Raw genomic sequence first — 15,713 nt, forward strand, 5'->3', positions numbered from 1 at the left:
GACAGAGGAGTACCGACATGTCCGATTCCCCCGCAGGATCCTGCTGCAGCGTCCCGCGCCAGAGCGGCGTCTCCGCCGAAGGGCGCACCGACCTGCTCGCCGTGCCGGCCGAGGGCATGGCCGAATGCCCGGTGATGGCCGGAACGCCCGTGGTGATCGCGACCGCCGAGGCAGCGGGCCTGTATCGCGACCACGAGGGCACCCGCTACTACTTCTGCTGCGCGGGCTGCGGGCCGGCGTTCGACGCTGATCCCGCGAAGTACACCAGGGCGGCCTGAGCCCCCACCCGTGCGGGGCCGCGACAGATCCGGCCCCGCACGGCATCATCGACGTTGGAGGGAAGACATGAGCACCTCGCATCACGACCATTCCGCGCACGGTCACCCCGGGGGAGCGGGGACCGGGACGCCCGCGGATCACACCGGACACGCGGAGCACGCCGCGCCCGGAGACCACACGGACCACGCGGGACACAGTGCGCACGCCGGGCACGGCGGTCACGCGGGACACGGCGGTCACGGCGACCACGTCGCCCAGTTCCGGCGGCTGTTCTGGATCATGCTCGTCCTGGCCGTGCCGACCGTGCTGCTCTCGGGCATGTTCGCGATGATCGTGGGCTACCCGCTTCCCGACATCCCGGGTCTGGCCTGGGTGTCGCCGGTCCTCGGCACGGTCATGTACGTGTGGGGAGGAAAGCCGTTCCTCACCGGCGCCGTCAGCGAGATCCGTGCCCGGCAGCCCGGCATGATGCTGCTCATCGGGCTCGCGATCACCGTGGCGTTCGTCGCGTCGTGGGGAGCGAGTCTCGGGCTGCTGCATCATGAGCTCGACTTCTGGTGGGAGCTCGCTCTCCTCATCGTGATCATGCTGCTCGGGCACTGGATCGAGATGCGGTCGCTGGCGCAGACCACCTCCGCCCTCGACTCGCTGGCCGCGCTGCTGCCGGACGAGGCCGAGCGCGTCGAGGGCGATCAGGTCGTGCGGGTGGCCCCGTCGGACCTCCGCGTGGGCGATGTCGTGGTGGTGCGCCCCGGCGGGAGCATCCCTGCCGACGGGCGGATCGTCGACGGCCGCGCCTCGATGGACGAGTCCATGGTGACGGGGGAGTCCCGCACCGTCACCCGGACGACCGGCGACGCGGTGACCGCGGGGACCGTCGCCACCGACTCCGGCCTCCGCGTGGAGATCACCGCGACCGGAGACGACACGACGCTCGCGGGCATCCAGCGGCTCGTGACGGAAGCGCAGAACTCCTCGTCCCGCGCACAGCGTCTGGCCGATACGGCCGCCGGCTGGCTGTTCTGGTTCGCGCTCGGTGCTGCCGCGATCACCGCGGTGGTGTGGAGCGCGGTCGGCCTGCCGGACGACGCCGTCATCCGCACGATCACCGTGCTCGTGATCGCCTGCCCGCACGCGTTGGGCCTGGCCATCCCGCTCGTCGTCTCGATCGCGACCGAGCGCGCGGCCCGTGGCGGCGTGCTCGTGAAGGACCGTCTGGCCCTGGAGAGCATGCGCACCGTCGACACTGTGCTGTTCGACAAGACCGGCACGCTGACCAAGGGCGAGCCCGTCGTCTCCGAGGTGTCGGTGGCCGGTGCGGAGACCGCGGAGGAGGTGCTGGCGCTCGCCGCGGCCGCCGAGGCCGACAGCGAGCATCCGCTGGCGAAGGCCATCGTCCGGGCCGCTCGCGACAAGGAGCTCCGCGTGCCGGCGAGCCGCGACTTCTCCTCCTCGCCGGCGGTGGGGGTGACCGCGACGGTGGACGGCGCCGTGATCCGCGTCGGCGGCCCGCACCTGCTCACGGAGGAGGATGCCCACGAGCTCCCCGTCGCGGAAGGGTGGCGTGCGGACGGCGCGATCATCCTGCACGTGTTGCGGGACGGCCGCGTCATCGGGGCGCTCAAGCTCGCGGACGAGGTGCGTCCGGAGTCGCGGGATGCGGTCGATGCGCTGCACGCGCTCGGCGTCCAGGTCGTGATGATCACCGGCGACGCGGAAGCCGTCGCGCACACCGTCGCGGCCGACCTCGGCATCGACCGTGTGTTCGCGGGCGTCCGGCCGGAGGACAAGGCCGCGAAGGTGCAGGAGCTGCAGCATGAGGGCCGCAGGGTCGCGATGGTGGGCGACGGCGTGAACGACGCCCCCGCGCTCGCTCAGGCCGACGTGGGCCTGGCGATCGGCGCCGGAACGGACGTGGCCATCGCCTCCGCCGGGGTGATCCTCGCCGGAGACGACCCGCGCGCCGTGTTGTCGGTGGTCGAGCTCTCCCGCGCCTCGTATCGCAAGATGACGCAGAACCTCTGGTGGGCGGCAGGGTACAACCTGCTCTCCGTCCCGCTGGCCGCGGGTGTGCTCGCTCCGATCGGCTTCGTGCTGCCGATGTCGGTCGGCGCGGTGCTCATGTCGCTGTCGACGATCGTGGTGGCGCTCAACGCGCAGCTGCTCCGGCGGCTCGATCTCCGTCCGGAGGTCGTCACCGCGGGCATCCTGCAGCGCTGAGCGCCACCACGCCGCCGTCTCGGTCCCGGCTCAGTGCCGACGGCCGAGGCGGCGGAGAGCGCGGACGCTCAGGACCACCGTCAGCACCCAGGGTCCCACGACGATGATCGGGTCGAGCCAGGTGTGCCGGAGATCGATCCGTCCCCGTCCGAACCGCGACGCGAGCGGACGATGCTGCGGTTCCGCGAGGACACCGGTCTGCGTGATGGGGTCGTCCGGTCGCCGGGTGAGCAGGGAGCGCGCGTGCGCCGTCACCGCATCGACCCGGTCGCCCAGCACGAGCAGCAGCCAGCGGGTGTTCTTCGTCTCGCTGAACCGGTCGTAGGCCACGCGCCGGATGGCGCCGGACAGGCCGTGCAGCGGCTGGGCGGTGCCCCAGACGGGCGGCAGCATCCCGTGCTCGATGGAGCGCTCGCGGCCGCGGTCGGGGCCCTGACGCTCGGGGAGGTCCCAATGCGCGCCGGTGTCGCCGACATCCTCCAGCTGCTGCCAGGTGCGGCGGTGCTCGGGGGCGAGGTCGGCGCCCCAGCCCGGGATCCGGGCACGCAGCTCCTCGGGGGTCGGTGCGGGGATGGGTCGAGATCCTTCGTACGGCATGGTCATTCCTCTCCGACGACGATGAGCGGCTTGATACAGTCGTCGAGCTTGGACGAGAACACGTGGTAGGCCTCCGCGATGTGCTCCAGCGGGAAGCGATGCGTCAGCAGCTCGGAGGGACGGATGTGCCCCGCCTGGATGTGTTCGAGCAGTCGCGGCCACTGCCTCTTCACGGGAGCCTGGTTGCCGCGCACCGTGAGTCCCTTGTTCATGATGTCGCCGAGGCGCACCGAGGTCACCAGAGGACCGTACGCGCCGAGGATGGACACGGTGCCGCCCTTGCGCGCGCTGTCGATGGCCCAGTTCACCGCGACGGGGGAACCGCCCTGCAGCTTGAGCTTCGCGGCGGTCACATGCTGGACGACGCTGCCGTCCGCCTCCGCGCCGACCGCGTCGATCACCACGTCCGCGCCGAGGTAGCCGGTCGCCTTCTTCAGGGCGAGCACGATGTCACCGGCTTCGTGGAGGTGCATCGTCTCGGCGAAGGCGAAGTCCCGCGCCTTCTCGAGCCGGTAGTCGAGGTGGTCGACGACGATGACCCGTCCTGCGCCGAGGAACCAGGCCGAGCGGGCGGCGGCTAGGCCGACGGGACCGGCGCCGAACACGACCACCGTGTCCCCTTCGGCGATGTCGGCCTGCTGCGCGCCGAAGTAGCCGGTGGAGAACGCGTCGGTCAGCAGCAGCGCGTCTTCGGAGGCGAGCCACTCCGGGATCACCGACGGGCCGACATCCGCGAACGGCACACGCACGCGCTCCGCCTGCCCGCCGTCGTACCCGCCTGTCGTGTGCGAGTAGCCGTAGATCCCCCCGACCGCGGTCGCGTTGGGGTTCACGTTGTGGCAGTTCGAGAAGAGGCCTCGGCGGCAGAAGTAGCACGAGCCGCAGTAGATGTTGAACGGCACCATCACCCGGTCTCCCGCCCGCAGGCTCTCCACCGAGGGGCCGACCTCCTCCACCACCCCGACGATCTCGTGACCGAAGGTGTGCCCGATGCGCGTATCGGGCATCATGCCGTGGAAGAGGTGGAGATCCGACCCGCACACGGCGGCTCTCGTGACCCGGACGATCGCGTCGTTGGGGTGTTGGATCGTCGGGTCAGGTTTCTCCTCGACGCGGATCTTGTACGGTCCGCGGTAGGTCATCGCCTTCATCGGATGCTCCTTCGCTACGTGGAGTGACCGACGCTAGGCGCCGCCTCGAGGATGACTCAGGGCATTGACGGATGGCGCCGGGGAGCGTAGCGGGCCGAGGTCAGGCCCTGGGCGGGGACCCGATCTCCGCGCGTGCCCGGCGGCTGCGGGCCGCGAGCACGAGGCCACCGAGGACCGCGGCGAGGAGGGAGCCGACGAGCACGCCGATCTTCACCTGATCGTCCGCGACGCTGCTGCTGCCGTACGCGAGCTCGCCCACCAGCAGCGAGACCGTGAACCCGATGCCCGCGAGCAGGGACATGCCCGCGAGATCCGGCCAGCGCAGCGACTCATCGAGGCGCAGGGCCGGTACGCGACTCAACAGGAAGGTCGTGAGCAGGATGCCGACGGGCTTACCGAGCACGAGTCCCACGATGATACCGATCGTGATGGGGTCGGTCAGCGCCGAGACGAGGCCGTGCACGCCGCCGATCTCGACCCCGGCCGCGAAGAACGCGAACACCGGGACCGCGACGAGGGTCGCGACGATCCCCCAGCGGTCGGCGAAGTGCGCGGCGAGACCGTCGTAGACCGGGGCGCCGTCGGCGTCCGTCCCGGTCCGCACCCGCGCGCGCTCCGTCGGACGCACCGGCACCATGAAGCCGAGCAGCACGCCGGCGACCGTGGCGTGCACCCCGGACGCATGTACGAACGCCCAGACGGCCAGGGCGAGGGGAAGCAGGATCCACCAGGACCGGATGCCGTTCTGCACAGCGAGTGCGAAGCCCGCGAGGGGGAGGAGCGCCAGGATCAGCCAGGGGAAGCTGATGGCCTCGGTGTAGAAGGTGGCGATGATCGTGATGGCGATGAGGTCGTCGATGATCGCGAGGGTCAGCAGGAACACCCGCAACGCCGGTGGCAGGAAGCGGCCGACGACGGCGAGCACCGCGATCGCGAACGCAATGTCCGTGGCCGTGGGGATCGCCCATCCGCGGAGGACCTCGGCGCCCGACGCGGCGTTGATCGCGACGAAGAACAGGGCGGGGACGATGACACCGCCCACCGCGGCGGCGATCGGAAGCGCGGCACGGCGCGGATCGCGCAGACGCCCGGCGACGAACTCCTCCTTCAGCTCCAGTCCGACGACGAAGAAGAACACCGCGAGGAGACCGTCGGCGGCCCAGGCGCCGACACTGAGCTCGAGGTGCCACTCCGGGATCCCGAAGCGGAAGTCCCTGATGGCCTCGTACCAGGGGGCAGCGGGGGAGTTGGCGAGGATCAGGGCGGCGAGCGTGGCGGTCAGGAGCAGACCGCCGCCGAGCACGTCGCTGCGGGCGGTGGAGCGGATGCCGCGCCAGAGCTCATGCGGCGCGAGACGGAGACGGGCAGGGGACGACGAAGAAGACACAGGGATACCTCACGGCAGATGGATGGGTGGCGCGATGTCGCCGCACCCGTCCGGGCGCGGCCTATCCCCGTGGCGGCGGGCAGCCGGCGATCTCGCCGTGCGAGAGGGTGCCCCAGACGCTCGTCCACCCGTTGGTGCCGGGGTGCAGCACCACGCGCATCCACTCCGTCATCGGCGTCGCGGACGACAGACGGCGCGGGGCGCGCGTCGAACCGGCGATGAGGAGGGAAGGCACGGATCCAGGCTACCGGTCCGGGCGGCGGGCCCGCTGAGCGACCTCCGGGGGAACGAGAAGAGGGACCGTCCGTCTGGACGATCCCTCTTGCTGTACGTGCCCCCGACAGGAGTCGAACCTGCGACCTACGGTACCGGAAACCGGCGCTCTATCCACTGAGCTACGGAGGCGTACCGATCGACAATATCACTCGTCGGGGGTGGTCTCCGACCCACCGGCCTCCGTGACCGGCGCGGCGCGCAGTTCGTCGAGCGCCGCGGCGAGCCTTTCGGCGAGATAGCGGTGGCCGTCGGTGGACGGATGCTTGCGTCCGACTTCCACGTCGATGACGGCGAGATAGTTGTCCTCGGTGATCCAGTCCCGCTCGATCGGGGAGATGTACCACCAACCGCGGGCCGAGGCGAGAGCTGCGAGATCCCGGTCGATCCGTGCGGTCTGCGCGCCCACCGGCAGCTCGTGCGGCGCGGGACCGAGGACCACGATCGCCGCCTCCGGATACAGCGCCGTCAGCGCGTCCCACGCGGCGGTCACGGCCTCGCGGTAGCCGGTCTCGCCCTGCGCCCGGTCGTTGATGGAGCCCTGGATGATGACGAGGTCCGGATCGAGGGTCGGGTCCAGCGCCGCGATGCGGTCGCCGAAGTCGGGGCCGTCGATCCCGGGCTTGAGGTAGCCGCTGCCGCGGACGCCGTCGACGATGGTCGAGCCGTGCAGGAGGTCGGCGAGCACGTACGCGTAGCCGAGCGTGGGGTCGGAGGCGGCCGAACCGTAGGTCCAGGAATCACCGAACACGAGGACGGTCGGCTCGTCGGGGAGCACGAGCGGCGCGGGGGCGATGACCGCGGCGGACTCGTCTCCGGCGGCGGCGCCGACCGGGAGGGATGACGGCGCCGGAACCCAGGGCCGCCAGACTCCGAGAACGCCCGCGGCGACGGCGACGAGGAGGGCGGCGGCGACGCCCGCGATGCGCAGTCGACGAGGGGCGGCGGGGGCGTTCATGGTGTGAGAGTAGATCACGGAGGACGGATCGCAAACTCGGCAGGACACGGGGCGACGGAACGGGCCGGCGCACCCCCGTAAACTGGGGGATCTATGAATCCTGAAACGCTCGCCCACGCCCTCCTCGCCGTCCTCGCCCCCATCGCCGAGGAACGACGTCCGGGCGAGCCGTTCGACCTCTCCGCCGCCGACATCGTGCTGGAGCGCCCGCGCAACCGCGACCACGGCGACTGGGCCTCGAACATCGCCATGCGCCTGGCCAAGCCCTTCGGCACGAACCCGCGCGAGCTCGCCCAGCAGATCGCCGACGGACTGGCCGATGTGGACGGCATCGCGAGCGTGGAGGTCGCGGGCCCCGGCTTCCTCAACATCCGCCTCGACGCGGCGGCCGCCGGTGCGCTCGCGAAGGTCATCGTCGACGCCGGTCCCGCCTACGGGACGAACTCCTCGCAGGAGGGCGTGAGCGTCAACGTGGAGTTCGTCTCGGCGAACCCCACCGGACCGCTGCACATCGCGCACACGCGCTGGGCGGCCCTCGGCGACGCGATCGTCCGCCTGCTCCTCGCGAGCGGCGCCCGTGCGGTGCGCGAGTACTACATCAATGACGCGGGCGTGCAGATGGACCGTTTCGCCGCGTCCGTGCTGGCCGCGGCGAAGGGGGAGCCCACGCCGGAGGGCGGCTACCCGGGGGAGTACATCGCGACGCTCGCCGGTCGCGTTCTCGAGGCCCGTCCCGACCTGCTCGACCTCCCCGAGGAGGACCAGCTCACCGTCGCCCGCGAGCTCGGCTACGAGTACCAGCTCGCCGAGATCAAGAACTCCCTCGAGCGCTTCAACGTGCCGTTCGACGTGTGGTTCTCCGAGCGCACCCTCCACGCGAAGGACGCCTCGGGCACCAGCCTCATCGACCAGGCCGTCGACCGTCTGCGCGAGCAGGGCCACGTGTTCGACGAGGACGGCGCCGTCTGGGTGCGCACCACCGACTTCGGCGACGACAAGGACCGCGTCATCCGCCGCTCGAACGGCGAGTACACCTACTTCGCCGCCGACGCCGCCTACTACCTGAACAAGGGCGACCGCGGCTTCCGCGACAAGATCTACCTGCTCGGCGCCGACCACCACGGCTACGTGCACCGTCTCAAGGCGGTCGCGGGGGCGGCGGGCGACGACCCCGCGAAGAACATCCAGGTGCTGATCGGCCAGATGGTCTCGATCAACGGCGCCCGCCTCAGCAAGCGCGCCGGCAACATCATCGAGATGGACGACCTGCTCGACTGGCTCGGCACGGACGCGCTGCGCTACTCGCTGGAGCGCTCGCCGGCCGACTCGCCGCTCGACCTCGACCCGGAGCTGCTGCAGAAGCGCACGAACGACAACCCGGTGTTCTACGTGCAGTACGCACACGCCCGCACCCACAACGTCGCGCGCAACGCCGCCGACTCCGGCATCGACCGCTCGGTCTTCGCCCCGGAGACCCTCACGCACGAGACCGAGGCAGCGCTGCTGGGCGCGCTCCAGGAGTTCCCGCGCATCGTCGCGTTCGCCGCCGAGGTGCGCGAGCCGCACCGCGTCGCGCGCTACCTGGAGGAGCTCGCCGGGCTGTACCACCGCTGGTACGACAACTGCCGGGTGATCCCGCTCAGCGACGCCCCGGTGGAGGACGTGCACCGCACGCGCCTGTGGCTGAACGACGCCGCCGGCCAGGTCTTCCGCAATGGGCTCGACCTGCTCGGCGTCTCCGCGCCCGAGCGCATGTAGGGAGCGCCATGAGCGACGACAACCCGACCCTCCCGTACCCGAAGCCCTCGGACGAGCACCCGACGCTCGTGGTCCCGGACCCGGCGGACGGTCGCGAGCGGAAGGGGTCAGCGCCGCGGCGGCGCCGGTGGCCGTGGGTCGTCCTCATCGTCGTGGTGGTGGTCGCGGCCCTCGTGGTCGCGGCGGAGCTCGTCGCCCGTGCGGTACTGCCCGGCGTCGTGCGTTCGATCGTCATCGAGCAGCTCGACCTCCCTGCCGACCAGCAGCTGGACGTCGAGACCGAGGGGGTCCTCCTCCCACAGCTGCTCGCCGGTCGTCTCGACACCCTGCGGCTGTCGACGGACGCCGTCACGCTGCAGGGCATCACCGGTGCGGCTGACGTCACGGCGACCGGCGTTCCGCTGCGGGGCGGCGACCTCGACGGCGCCGACGGCACCATCCGCATCGACCAGGAGCAGTTCACCGCTCTGCTCGCCGACTCGGAGCTCCCGGTCGACACCGTGGAGTTCGCGGCACCGAACGCGACCCTCGGAGGCTCGTTCGACGTGCTCGGCACCGCGGTCCCGGTCTCCGTCACCCTCACTCCGGGGGCTGTCGAGGGCGACCTCGAACTCACCCCGGTGGCGGCGAGCATCGGCGGCGTCGACATCGATCTCGACAGCGTCGGGTCGTCGCTCGGCTCCCTCGGTGACGGGATCACGCAGCCGCGGCGGGTGTGCATCGCGGACCAGCTCCCGGCCGGTCTCACGCTGACGGGGGTCGAGATCGTCGACGATCAGGCCGTGATCGACATCGACGTGGACGGGGCGATCGTCACGGATGAGGCGCTCCAGGAGAAGGGGTCCTGCGACCGCTGACCGGACCCCGCTTCAATCGGGCAGGCGCTCCTGCAGCCGTGCGGCGAGCTCCGTCGGCCGCTGCAGGGGGATGCCGTGTCCGCAACCACGGAGGACCTCGAGGGTGCTGCGGGGATGGACACGGTTCAGCAGCGCGGCGGAACGGCGCATGAGCGGCTTCTCGTCGCCTCCGACGAGGACCAGTGCCGAGCCGGGGTGCGTGCTCCACGCGGGCGGCGGCGTGAAACGCAGGTTCTCCTCGACGGCGCGCAGCAGGGTCGTGCGTGAGATGGCGGCGGAGGTCTCCAGATAGCGGGGGAGCAGCGCGTCCGGGATGAACAGCTCGCGCGCCTGCAGACGGGCGAAGCGCTCGTTCCTGGCGAGCCCGGCCGTGAGGCGGAGCAGCGCGAGGGTCGGTCGGATGGCGCGCAGCGGTTCTGCCTGGGCGCTGATGACGACGGCGTCGGCGACGAGGTCCGGGCGTCGTGCCGCGAGCAGGACGGCGAGCTGCGCGCCGAGGGAGAATCCGACGACCGTGGCCGGTCCCGTCTCCCGCTCCAGCAGGGGGACGAGCGCCGCCACCGTCTCCTCGTGCGACGCGTAGTCCTCGGTCGCGCTGCGGCCGTGACCGGGAAGATCAGGGACGATGACCCGCCGCGCAGGATCGAGGTGCGTGCGCAGCGGCTCCCACATCCAGCCGGCGACGCCGCCGCCGTGCAGGAGCAGAAGCGGTGGTGTTCCCGGGGGACCCGATGTCTCGTGATGCATGTCACTCCGTCTCGAAGCTCGCGGCCATGCGGCCGACCGTGTCGATGGCGCTCTTCAGCGTGCCCCGATCGAGCGGTCCCAGCGTTCGGGCCGCGGAGAGCAGTCCGAGGGTGGCGCTGGAGAGCGCGAGGGCGAGGGCTTCGGGCTCCACGTCCGGCACGATACGGCCCTGACGCTGGAGGTCACGGAGCCCGGTGACGACCCGCTCGTGACGTGTCCGGTACCGGGAGGTCGGTTGCGTGGCGACGTGCGCGCCGAGCACTCCCGCATCGTCGAGGAACGCTGCCGTCATGAGCTCGTCGTCGAGCAGCGCGGCCGCCGTGGCGCGGTAGAGGGCGCTGAGCGAGGGCTGCGGTCCTGCGGTGCGGGCGACGGCGTCGGCGATCCGAGCGGTTCCGCGCTGGAGCAGGGCGTCGAGGATGTCGCGCTTCGCGGCGAACTCCAGATAGACGGCGCCTTTGCCGATACCGGCCACGCGGGCGATCGCCGCGACGCTCATCGTGTCGAACCCCTCCGCGAGGACCATCCCCTCCGCCGCGTCGAGGATGCGTGCCCGGCGGTCCGGGACGAGCGGCCTAGGCATCGGAGCCTCGTGCGAACCACTCGCGCAGGGCGGGGATCACGAGGTCGGGACGGTCCCGTTGCACCCAGTGCCCGGCGCCGGGGGCCACGAAGAGCTGCCCGTCCGGCAGGCTCTCCGCGGCCGCCTCGACCCGTCGGAGCGGGACGCCGGAGTCGCGGTCGCCGTGCACGAGGAGGACGGGGACGCGGATCTCGGCGAGTCGATCACGGTAGTCGGTGCGGAGCCGCAGCGGCCGCACCTGGTCGCGCTGCCAGCCGCCGAACGTCTTGAGACCGGAGCCGGTCGCAGCCTCGGCGAGCACCGCGTCGACGAGAGCAGGGGTGCGGGCGTCGGGGGAGCGCACGAGATCCTGAAGGCCTCGCGTCATCGCCTTGCGGTCGCGTGCGTAGACGCGTGTCATCGCACCGAGCAGGCCCGAACGCAGGAGCAGGAACGTCGACAGGTGGGAGAGGGGTCCGAAGGCGCCGTCCGTCAGGCGCGGCATCAGACCATAGCTGCCGAGGAGGGCGGCGGCGTGCGCTCCGTCCGGGCGGTCGAGCAGATGGCCCAGCGCCATCCCCGCGCCCATCGACAGGCCCCCGATGGCGTAGGCGTGCAGCCCGAGGGCATCGACGAGGTCGCCGACATACTGCACCAGGCGCTCTTGCGTCAGCGGTGCATCGAGGTGTGAACTGCGTCCGAAGCCCGGGTGGTCCGGCGCGACGACGCGGTGCCCGGCCGCAGCCAGCGCCGGCCCGACCTCGCCCCAGGAGAGCTCCGCACTGTCGGCCCCGCCGCCGTGCAGCAGCAGCACGGGCGGCTGCATCTCCCCGGACGGGCGCCATTCCAGGATCGAAACCGCCGCGCCGGGAACGGTCACGGTGTGCCGTCGTGGTGCGGACATGCGTCCCCTCTCGTTGTGACCATCGTATCGATTCCGGTCACAACGAGGGCATCACTCCGTGGCGGCGGTGCCGTTCTCCTCGGCCGCCGCACGCTGGGCGTCGCGCAGCTCGGCCGTGGCGATCTTGACGTCGACCTCGGCGCGCTGCAGCCGTCGCTGGACGAACGTCCGCGCGCCGAACCGTTCGTGCAGGCGGTCGCCGCGCTCCTCTTCGGCCGTGACGATGTACGCGCACGCGACGAGGATGACCTGCGTGGAGAGCTGGAGCCAGATCAGGAGGGCGAGGAGGGAAGCGAACGAGGCGAGCAGGGGATTGCTCGTCGCTCCGCCCACGAACAGTCCGGAGAGCTGCTGCAGCACGATGAGGCCGAAGGCACCGAGGAAGGCGCCGCTCCACAGGGAACGGGCGGCCGGCCGGACGCCGGAGAGCAGGAGGAAGGCGCCGACGATCAGGGCGGCATCGAGGATGAAGACCACGAGAAGCGACAGGATCCGGACCGTCCAGGAGAGCAGAGGTGAATCCGACGGCACCCCGAGCAGGTCGCCGATCCAGGTCACCCCGAGCTGACCGATGAACGTGATCCCGGCGGCGAGCACGAACGCGATCCCGATGCCGGCGGCGAGGAGCAGGTTGCGGACGATGACCCATATCCACAGGATGTCCGCCTGGATCGTGCCGGCGATGGTCCGGATGGCCGTGCGGAGCGAGCCGATGGCGCCGAGGGCGGCACCGATCAGGGCGACGAGGGAGATGATGCCGGCGATCGAGAACGACGCCGGAGTCCGGAGGTCCTTCGTGTCGATGACGCCGCCTTCTCCGATGAGCCCGGGCACCGCGGACTGCACGGCGTCGATGATCGCGCGCCAGGCCTCCGGGTTGCCGGAGAGCCAGAGGGCCGCGAGGGAGAAGCCGAGGAGCACGCCCGCGAACACGCTGAACAGGGCGCGATAGGTCACGCTGTCGGCGAGCATCGGACCGCGTCGTTCGGAGTACAGCAGCACCGCCCTCACCGGTCGCCGAGCCAGGGCCCAGGCGATCACCGGGCCCGTGATGCGGGCGACGAGCCCCGGGCGGGCCGGGGCTGCGGAGCGGTTCTCGGAGTCTCGGTTGTCGGTGTCTGCCACGTGCCCACCCTATGAGCCGGGCGGTACCGCTCCCCAGGGGGTTGACGCGGCGTGTCACCATGACCAGGCCGGGACAGAGGGTGCCCTAGAATCGGGGCAACTCGATGTGCGCCTCCGCCCGAGATCCGTCCCACGATTGGTGTTCCGTGCTCGACTCTGCCGCCACGCTCGCTCCGGACTGGCTCGTCGTCCCCGAGGATCCGAACGATCTCGCGCCGGGTGTCTGGCCATCGTCGGCCACGCGCGACGAGGACGGCAGCCTCGTGCTCGCCGGAGTGCCGGCGCCCGAGCTCGCCCGCACCTACGGCACGCCGCTCCTCGTGCTCGACGAGGACGAGGTGCGTCGCCGCGCCCGGGCCTTCCGCGACGCTTTCGACCGCGCCGCCTCCGCGCACGGCACTACCGCGCAGGTGTACTACGCCGGCAAGGCGTTCCTGTGCACGACGGTCGCCCGTTGGGTCGTCGACGAGGGGCTCCGCGTCGACGTGTGCACCGGCGGTGAGCTCGAAGTCGCCCTCGCCGCGGGGGTCGCGCCGGCCTCGCTGGGGTTCCACGGCAACAACAAGTCGGTCGCCGAGCTGGAGCGCGCGGTCGCTCTCGGCGTCGGCACGATCGTCGTCGACAGCGCGATCGAGATCGAGCGCCTCGCCGCCATCACGGCGCGTACGGACACCGTGCAGCGCGTCATGGTCCGGGTCATCAGCGGCGTCCACGCCGAGACCCACGACTTCCTCGCCACGGCCCACGAGGATCAGAAGTTCGGCTTCCCGCTCGCCGAAGCCGAGGTCGCCGTGGCGCGCATCCGCGAGATCCCGGGGCTCGAGTTCGCCGGCCTGCACTGCCACATCGGCTCCCAGATCTTCGGCGTGGCCGGCTTCCGCGAATCCGCGTCGCGCGTGCTCGAACTGCACGCCGCCCTCCTCGAGGACGGACCGGTGCCGCAGCTGAACCTCGGTGGCGGCTTCGGCATCGCCTACACCCGCGTCGACGACCCCACGCCGATCGACGAGCTGGCCGACGGCATCGTGGCGGCGGTCGCCGAGGGCTGCGCGGCGCGGGGCATCGCGGTGCCCGCGCTCTCGTTCGAGCCCGGGCGCGCGATCGTAGGCACGGCGGGTGTGACCCTCTACGAGGTCGGGACGACGAAGGACGTCACGGTCGCCTCGGGAGCGACCAGGCGTTACGTCAGCGTCGACGGCGGGATGAGCGACAACGCCCGCACCGCCCTTTACGGCGCCAGCTACTCCGCCCGCCTCGCCTCGCGGACGGGGACGGCCGAGCCTCAGCTGAGCCGAGTGGTCGGCAAACACTGCGAGTCCGGCGACATCGTCGTCGACCACGAGTACCTCCCCGGAGACGTGACACCGGGCGATCTGCTGGCCGTCCCGGCGACCGGCGCCTACTGCGCCTCGCTCGCGAGCAACTACAACCACGTCCCGCGGCCGCCGATCGTCGCAGTGCGCGAGGGGCGCTCGCGGGTGATCGTCCGCGGCGAGACCGTCCACGACCTGCTGGCCCGCGACGCGGGCATCGACGGGGCGCACGCCCCTGAGGGAGCACGATGACCCACCACCGAAGGAGCATCCATGACTGACTACAGACGACTTCGCGTGGCGCTGCTGGGCGCCGGAGCCGTCGGCTCCCAGGTGGCGGCCCTCCTGCTCCGCCACGGCGACGAGCTGGCCGACCGCGCGGGTGCCGCGCTGGACCTGGCGGGCATCGCGGTGCGCAACCTCGACGCGCCCCGCGACGTCGACCTCCCGAAGGAGCTCTTCACGACCGACGCCGAGTCGCTCATCCTCGGCGCCGACATCGTGATCGAGCTCATCGGCGGCATCGAGCCCGCCCGCACGAACATCCTCCAGGCGATCGGCTCCGGAGCCGACGTGGTCACGGCCAACAAGGCGCTGTTGGCCACCCACGGGCCGGAGCTGTTCGAGGCGGCCGATCGCGTCGGCGCCTCGGTGTACTACGAGGCGGCGGCCGCGGGTGCCATCCCGATCATCCGTCCGCTGCGCGACTCGCTCGCGGGTGACCGCGTCGTGCGGATCATGGGCATCGTCAACGGCACCACGAACTACATCCTCGACCGGATGGACACCGAGGGCGCCGACTTCGCCGACGTGCTGGCGGACGCGCAGCGCCTCGGATACGCGGAGGCCGACCCCACCGCGGACGTCGAAGGCTACGACGCCGCGCAGAAGGCCGCGATCCTCGCCAGCCTCGCCTTCCACACCGCGGTGCCGCTTGATGCGGTGCACCGCGAGGGGATCACCGCCATCACGGCGTCGATGATCGAGGAGGCCCGCGCGGCGGGCTTCGTGATCAAGCTGCTCGCCGTCTGCGAGCGCATCGAGGCCGACGGCGCCGAGTCCATCTCGGTGCGGGTCTACCCGGCTCTCGTGCCGGTCGCACACCCTCTCGCCTCCGTGCACGGCGCCAACAACGCCGTCTTCGTCGAGGCCGAGGCGGCGGGCTCCCTGATGTTCTACGGTGCCGGCGCGGGCGGCATCCAGACGGCCTCGGCCGTGCTCGGCGACGTGGTCTCCGCCGCTCGTCGGCATATCGCCGGCGGCGTCGGCGTGGGCGAGTCGACCCGGGCGAACCTCCCCGTCGTGCCCATCGGCCACGTCACGACGCGGTACCAGATCACCCTCGAGGTCTCCGACGCCCCCGGCGTGCTGGCGACCGTCGCCGGGATCCTCAGCGACGGCGGGGTGTCCGTCGCGACCGTCGTGCAGACCGTCGAGGGGGAGGACGAGCCGACCGCGCGCCTCATCATCGGCACGCACCGCGCGACGGAGCAGGCCCTCAGCGACACGGTGGACGTGCTCGCGGGCAGCGACGTCGTCGCTCGTGTGGTGTCCGTCCTCCGGGTGGAAGGCGAGTGACCAC

At 71.5% G+C, this 15,713-nt stretch carries 15 protein-coding genes and 1 tRNA gene; 6 read left to right on the forward strand and 10 right to left on the reverse strand.

Annotation, left to right across the window (positions count from 1 at the left end; genetic code table 11):
• Positions 1-17: 17 nt before the first annotated feature.
• The gene (locus tag C6C15_RS06535; protein ID WP_025103119.1) at positions 18-278 is read left to right on the forward strand and encodes a YHS domain-containing protein; all 261 of its coding nucleotides are present in this window, start codon (positions 18-20) and stop codon (positions 276-278) included.
• A gap of 67 nt (positions 279-345) precedes the next feature.
• On the forward strand, positions 346-2,499 hold the full coding sequence (locus C6C15_RS06540) for a heavy metal translocating P-type ATPase (protein ID WP_105949598.1): 2,154 nt from the start codon (positions 346-348) through the stop codon (positions 2,497-2,499).
• A 30-nt stretch (positions 2,500-2,529) separates the two neighbouring features.
• On the opposite strand, the gene C6C15_RS06545 is transcribed toward C6C15_RS06540, so the two are convergent.
• The 6 genes from C6C15_RS06545 to C6C15_RS06565 form a co-directional block, all read right to left on the reverse strand.
• Positions 2,530-3,096, reverse strand: a complete 567-nt coding sequence (locus C6C15_RS06545) for a hypothetical protein (RefSeq protein WP_060921617.1) — start codon at positions 3,094-3,096, stop codon at positions 2,530-2,532.
• A gap of 2 nt (positions 3,097-3,098) precedes the next feature.
• Positions 3,099-4,247 carry a zinc-dependent alcohol dehydrogenase gene (locus C6C15_RS06550; RefSeq protein ID WP_105949599.1) on the reverse strand — a complete coding sequence of 383 codons (1,149 nt, stop codon included), beginning with the start codon at positions 4,245-4,247 and terminating at the stop codon, positions 3,099-3,101.
• Positions 4,248-4,347: 100 nt separating this feature from the next.
• Positions 4,348-5,634, reverse strand: coding sequence for a Na+/H+ antiporter NhaA (gene nhaA / locus C6C15_RS06555; protein WP_105949600.1), 1,287 nt, complete (start codon positions 5,632-5,634; stop codon positions 4,348-4,350).
• A 61-nt stretch (positions 5,635-5,695) separates the two neighbouring features.
• The gene (locus tag C6C15_RS17210) at positions 5,696-5,869 is read right to left on the reverse strand and encodes a hypothetical protein (protein ID WP_167627861.1); all 174 of its coding nucleotides are present in this window, start codon (positions 5,867-5,869) and stop codon (positions 5,696-5,698) included.
• Between the two features lie 97 nt (positions 5,870-5,966).
• Positions 5,967-6,039: transfer RNA gene (locus tag C6C15_RS06560), tRNA-Arg, on the reverse strand.
• Positions 6,040-6,055: 16 nt separating this feature from the next.
• Complete coding sequence (locus C6C15_RS06565; protein ID WP_105950780.1) at positions 6,056-6,865, reverse strand: SGNH/GDSL hydrolase family protein; 810 nt, start codon at positions 6,863-6,865, stop codon at positions 6,056-6,058.
• Between the two features lie 93 nt (positions 6,866-6,958).
• Between C6C15_RS06565 and argS the strand changes: the two genes are divergently transcribed.
• Together argS and C6C15_RS06575 are read left to right on the forward strand one after the other, a co-directional pair.
• Positions 6,959-8,623: an arginine--tRNA ligase gene (gene argS, locus C6C15_RS06570; protein WP_060922230.1), complete on the forward strand. Its 1,665-nt coding sequence runs from the start codon at positions 6,959-6,961 to the stop codon at positions 8,621-8,623.
• Positions 8,624-8,631: 8 nt separating this feature from the next.
• Positions 8,632-9,480 carry an LmeA family phospholipid-binding protein gene (locus tag C6C15_RS06575; protein WP_060922231.1) on the forward strand — a complete coding sequence of 283 codons (849 nt, stop codon included), beginning with the start codon at positions 8,632-8,634 and terminating at the stop codon, positions 9,478-9,480.
• Positions 9,481-9,492: 12 nt separating this feature from the next.
• Here C6C15_RS06575 and C6C15_RS06580 read toward each other — a convergent pair whose 3' ends face one another.
• Genes C6C15_RS06580 through C6C15_RS06595 form a run of 4 tightly spaced genes read right to left on the reverse strand, consistent with a single transcriptional unit; the run spans position 9,493 to position 12,818 of the window.
• Positions 9,493-10,227: an alpha/beta fold hydrolase gene (locus tag C6C15_RS06580; protein WP_105949601.1), complete on the reverse strand. Its 735-nt coding sequence runs from the start codon at positions 10,225-10,227 to the stop codon at positions 9,493-9,495.
• Between the two features lies 1 nt (position 10,228).
• Complete coding sequence (locus tag C6C15_RS06585; protein ID WP_105949602.1) at positions 10,229-10,810, reverse strand: TetR/AcrR family transcriptional regulator; 582 nt, start codon at positions 10,808-10,810, stop codon at positions 10,229-10,231.
• A complete protein-coding gene (locus tag C6C15_RS06590; protein ID WP_105949603.1) occupies positions 10,803-11,693 on the reverse strand; it encodes an alpha/beta fold hydrolase in 891 nt (296 codons plus the stop codon). Before C6C15_RS06590 ends, C6C15_RS06585 begins: the two co-directional genes overlap by 8 nt.
• A 51-nt stretch (positions 11,694-11,744) precedes the next feature.
• Positions 11,745-12,818, reverse strand: a complete 1,074-nt coding sequence (locus C6C15_RS06595) for a YihY/virulence factor BrkB family protein (RefSeq protein ID WP_199787698.1) — start codon at positions 12,816-12,818, stop codon at positions 11,745-11,747.
• Positions 12,819-12,964: 146 nt separating this feature from the next.
• Here C6C15_RS06595 and lysA point away from each other — a divergent pair, with 146 nt between their 5' ends.
• Together lysA and C6C15_RS06605 are read left to right on the forward strand one after the other, a co-directional pair.
• Positions 12,965-14,383 (forward strand): diaminopimelate decarboxylase, encoded by a 1,419-nt coding sequence (gene lysA / locus C6C15_RS06600; protein ID WP_234024227.1) that lies wholly within the window; start codon positions 12,965-12,967, stop codon positions 14,381-14,383.
• Between the two features lie 21 nt (positions 14,384-14,404).
• Positions 14,405-15,709: a homoserine dehydrogenase gene (locus tag C6C15_RS06605; RefSeq protein ID WP_105949605.1), complete on the forward strand. Its 1,305-nt coding sequence runs from the start codon at positions 14,405-14,407 to the stop codon at positions 15,707-15,709.
• Positions 15,710-15,713: the final 4 nt, after the last annotated feature.

It is taken from the genome of Microbacterium sp. str. 'China' (genome assembly GCF_002993305.1).
In the GTDB taxonomy this organism is placed as follows: domain Bacteria; phylum Actinomycetota; class Actinomycetes; order Actinomycetales; family Microbacteriaceae; genus Microbacterium; species Microbacterium paraoxydans.

Coding starts and splice junctions, on each gene's coding strand:
- argS (WP_060922230.1), top strand. CDS start 6,959: ATGAATCCTGAAACGCTCGCCCACGCCCTCCTCGCCGTCCTCGCCCCC.
- C6C15_RS06550 (WP_105949599.1), bottom strand. CDS start 4,247: ATGAAGGCGATGACCTACCGCGGACCGTACAAGATCCGCGTCGAGGAG.
- C6C15_RS06605 (WP_105949605.1), top strand. CDS start 14,405: ATGACTGACTACAGACGACTTCGCGTGGCGCTGCTGGGCGCCGGAGCC.
- C6C15_RS06590 (WP_105949603.1), bottom strand. CDS start 11,693: ATGTCCGCACCACGACGGCACACCGTGACCGTTCCCGGCGCGGCGGTT.
- C6C15_RS06545 (WP_060921617.1), bottom strand. CDS start 3,096: ATGCCGTACGAAGGATCTCGACCCATCCCCGCACCGACCCCCGAGGAG.
- C6C15_RS06580 (WP_105949601.1), bottom strand. CDS start 10,227: ATGCATCACGAGACATCGGGTCCCCCGGGAACACCACCGCTTCTGCTC.
- C6C15_RS06575 (WP_060922231.1), top strand. CDS start 8,632: ATGAGCGACGACAACCCGACCCTCCCGTACCCGAAGCCCTCGGACGAG.
- C6C15_RS06565 (WP_105950780.1), bottom strand. CDS start 6,865: ATGAACGCCCCCGCCGCCCCTCGTCGACTGCGCATCGCGGGCGTCGCC.
- C6C15_RS06535 (WP_025103119.1), top strand. CDS start 18: ATGTCCGATTCCCCCGCAGGATCCTGCTGCAGCGTCCCGCGCCAGAGC.
- C6C15_RS06585 (WP_105949602.1), bottom strand. CDS start 10,810: ATGCCTAGGCCGCTCGTCCCGGACCGCCGGGCACGCATCCTCGACGCG.
- C6C15_RS06540 (WP_105949598.1), top strand. CDS start 346: ATGAGCACCTCGCATCACGACCATTCCGCGCACGGTCACCCCGGGGGA.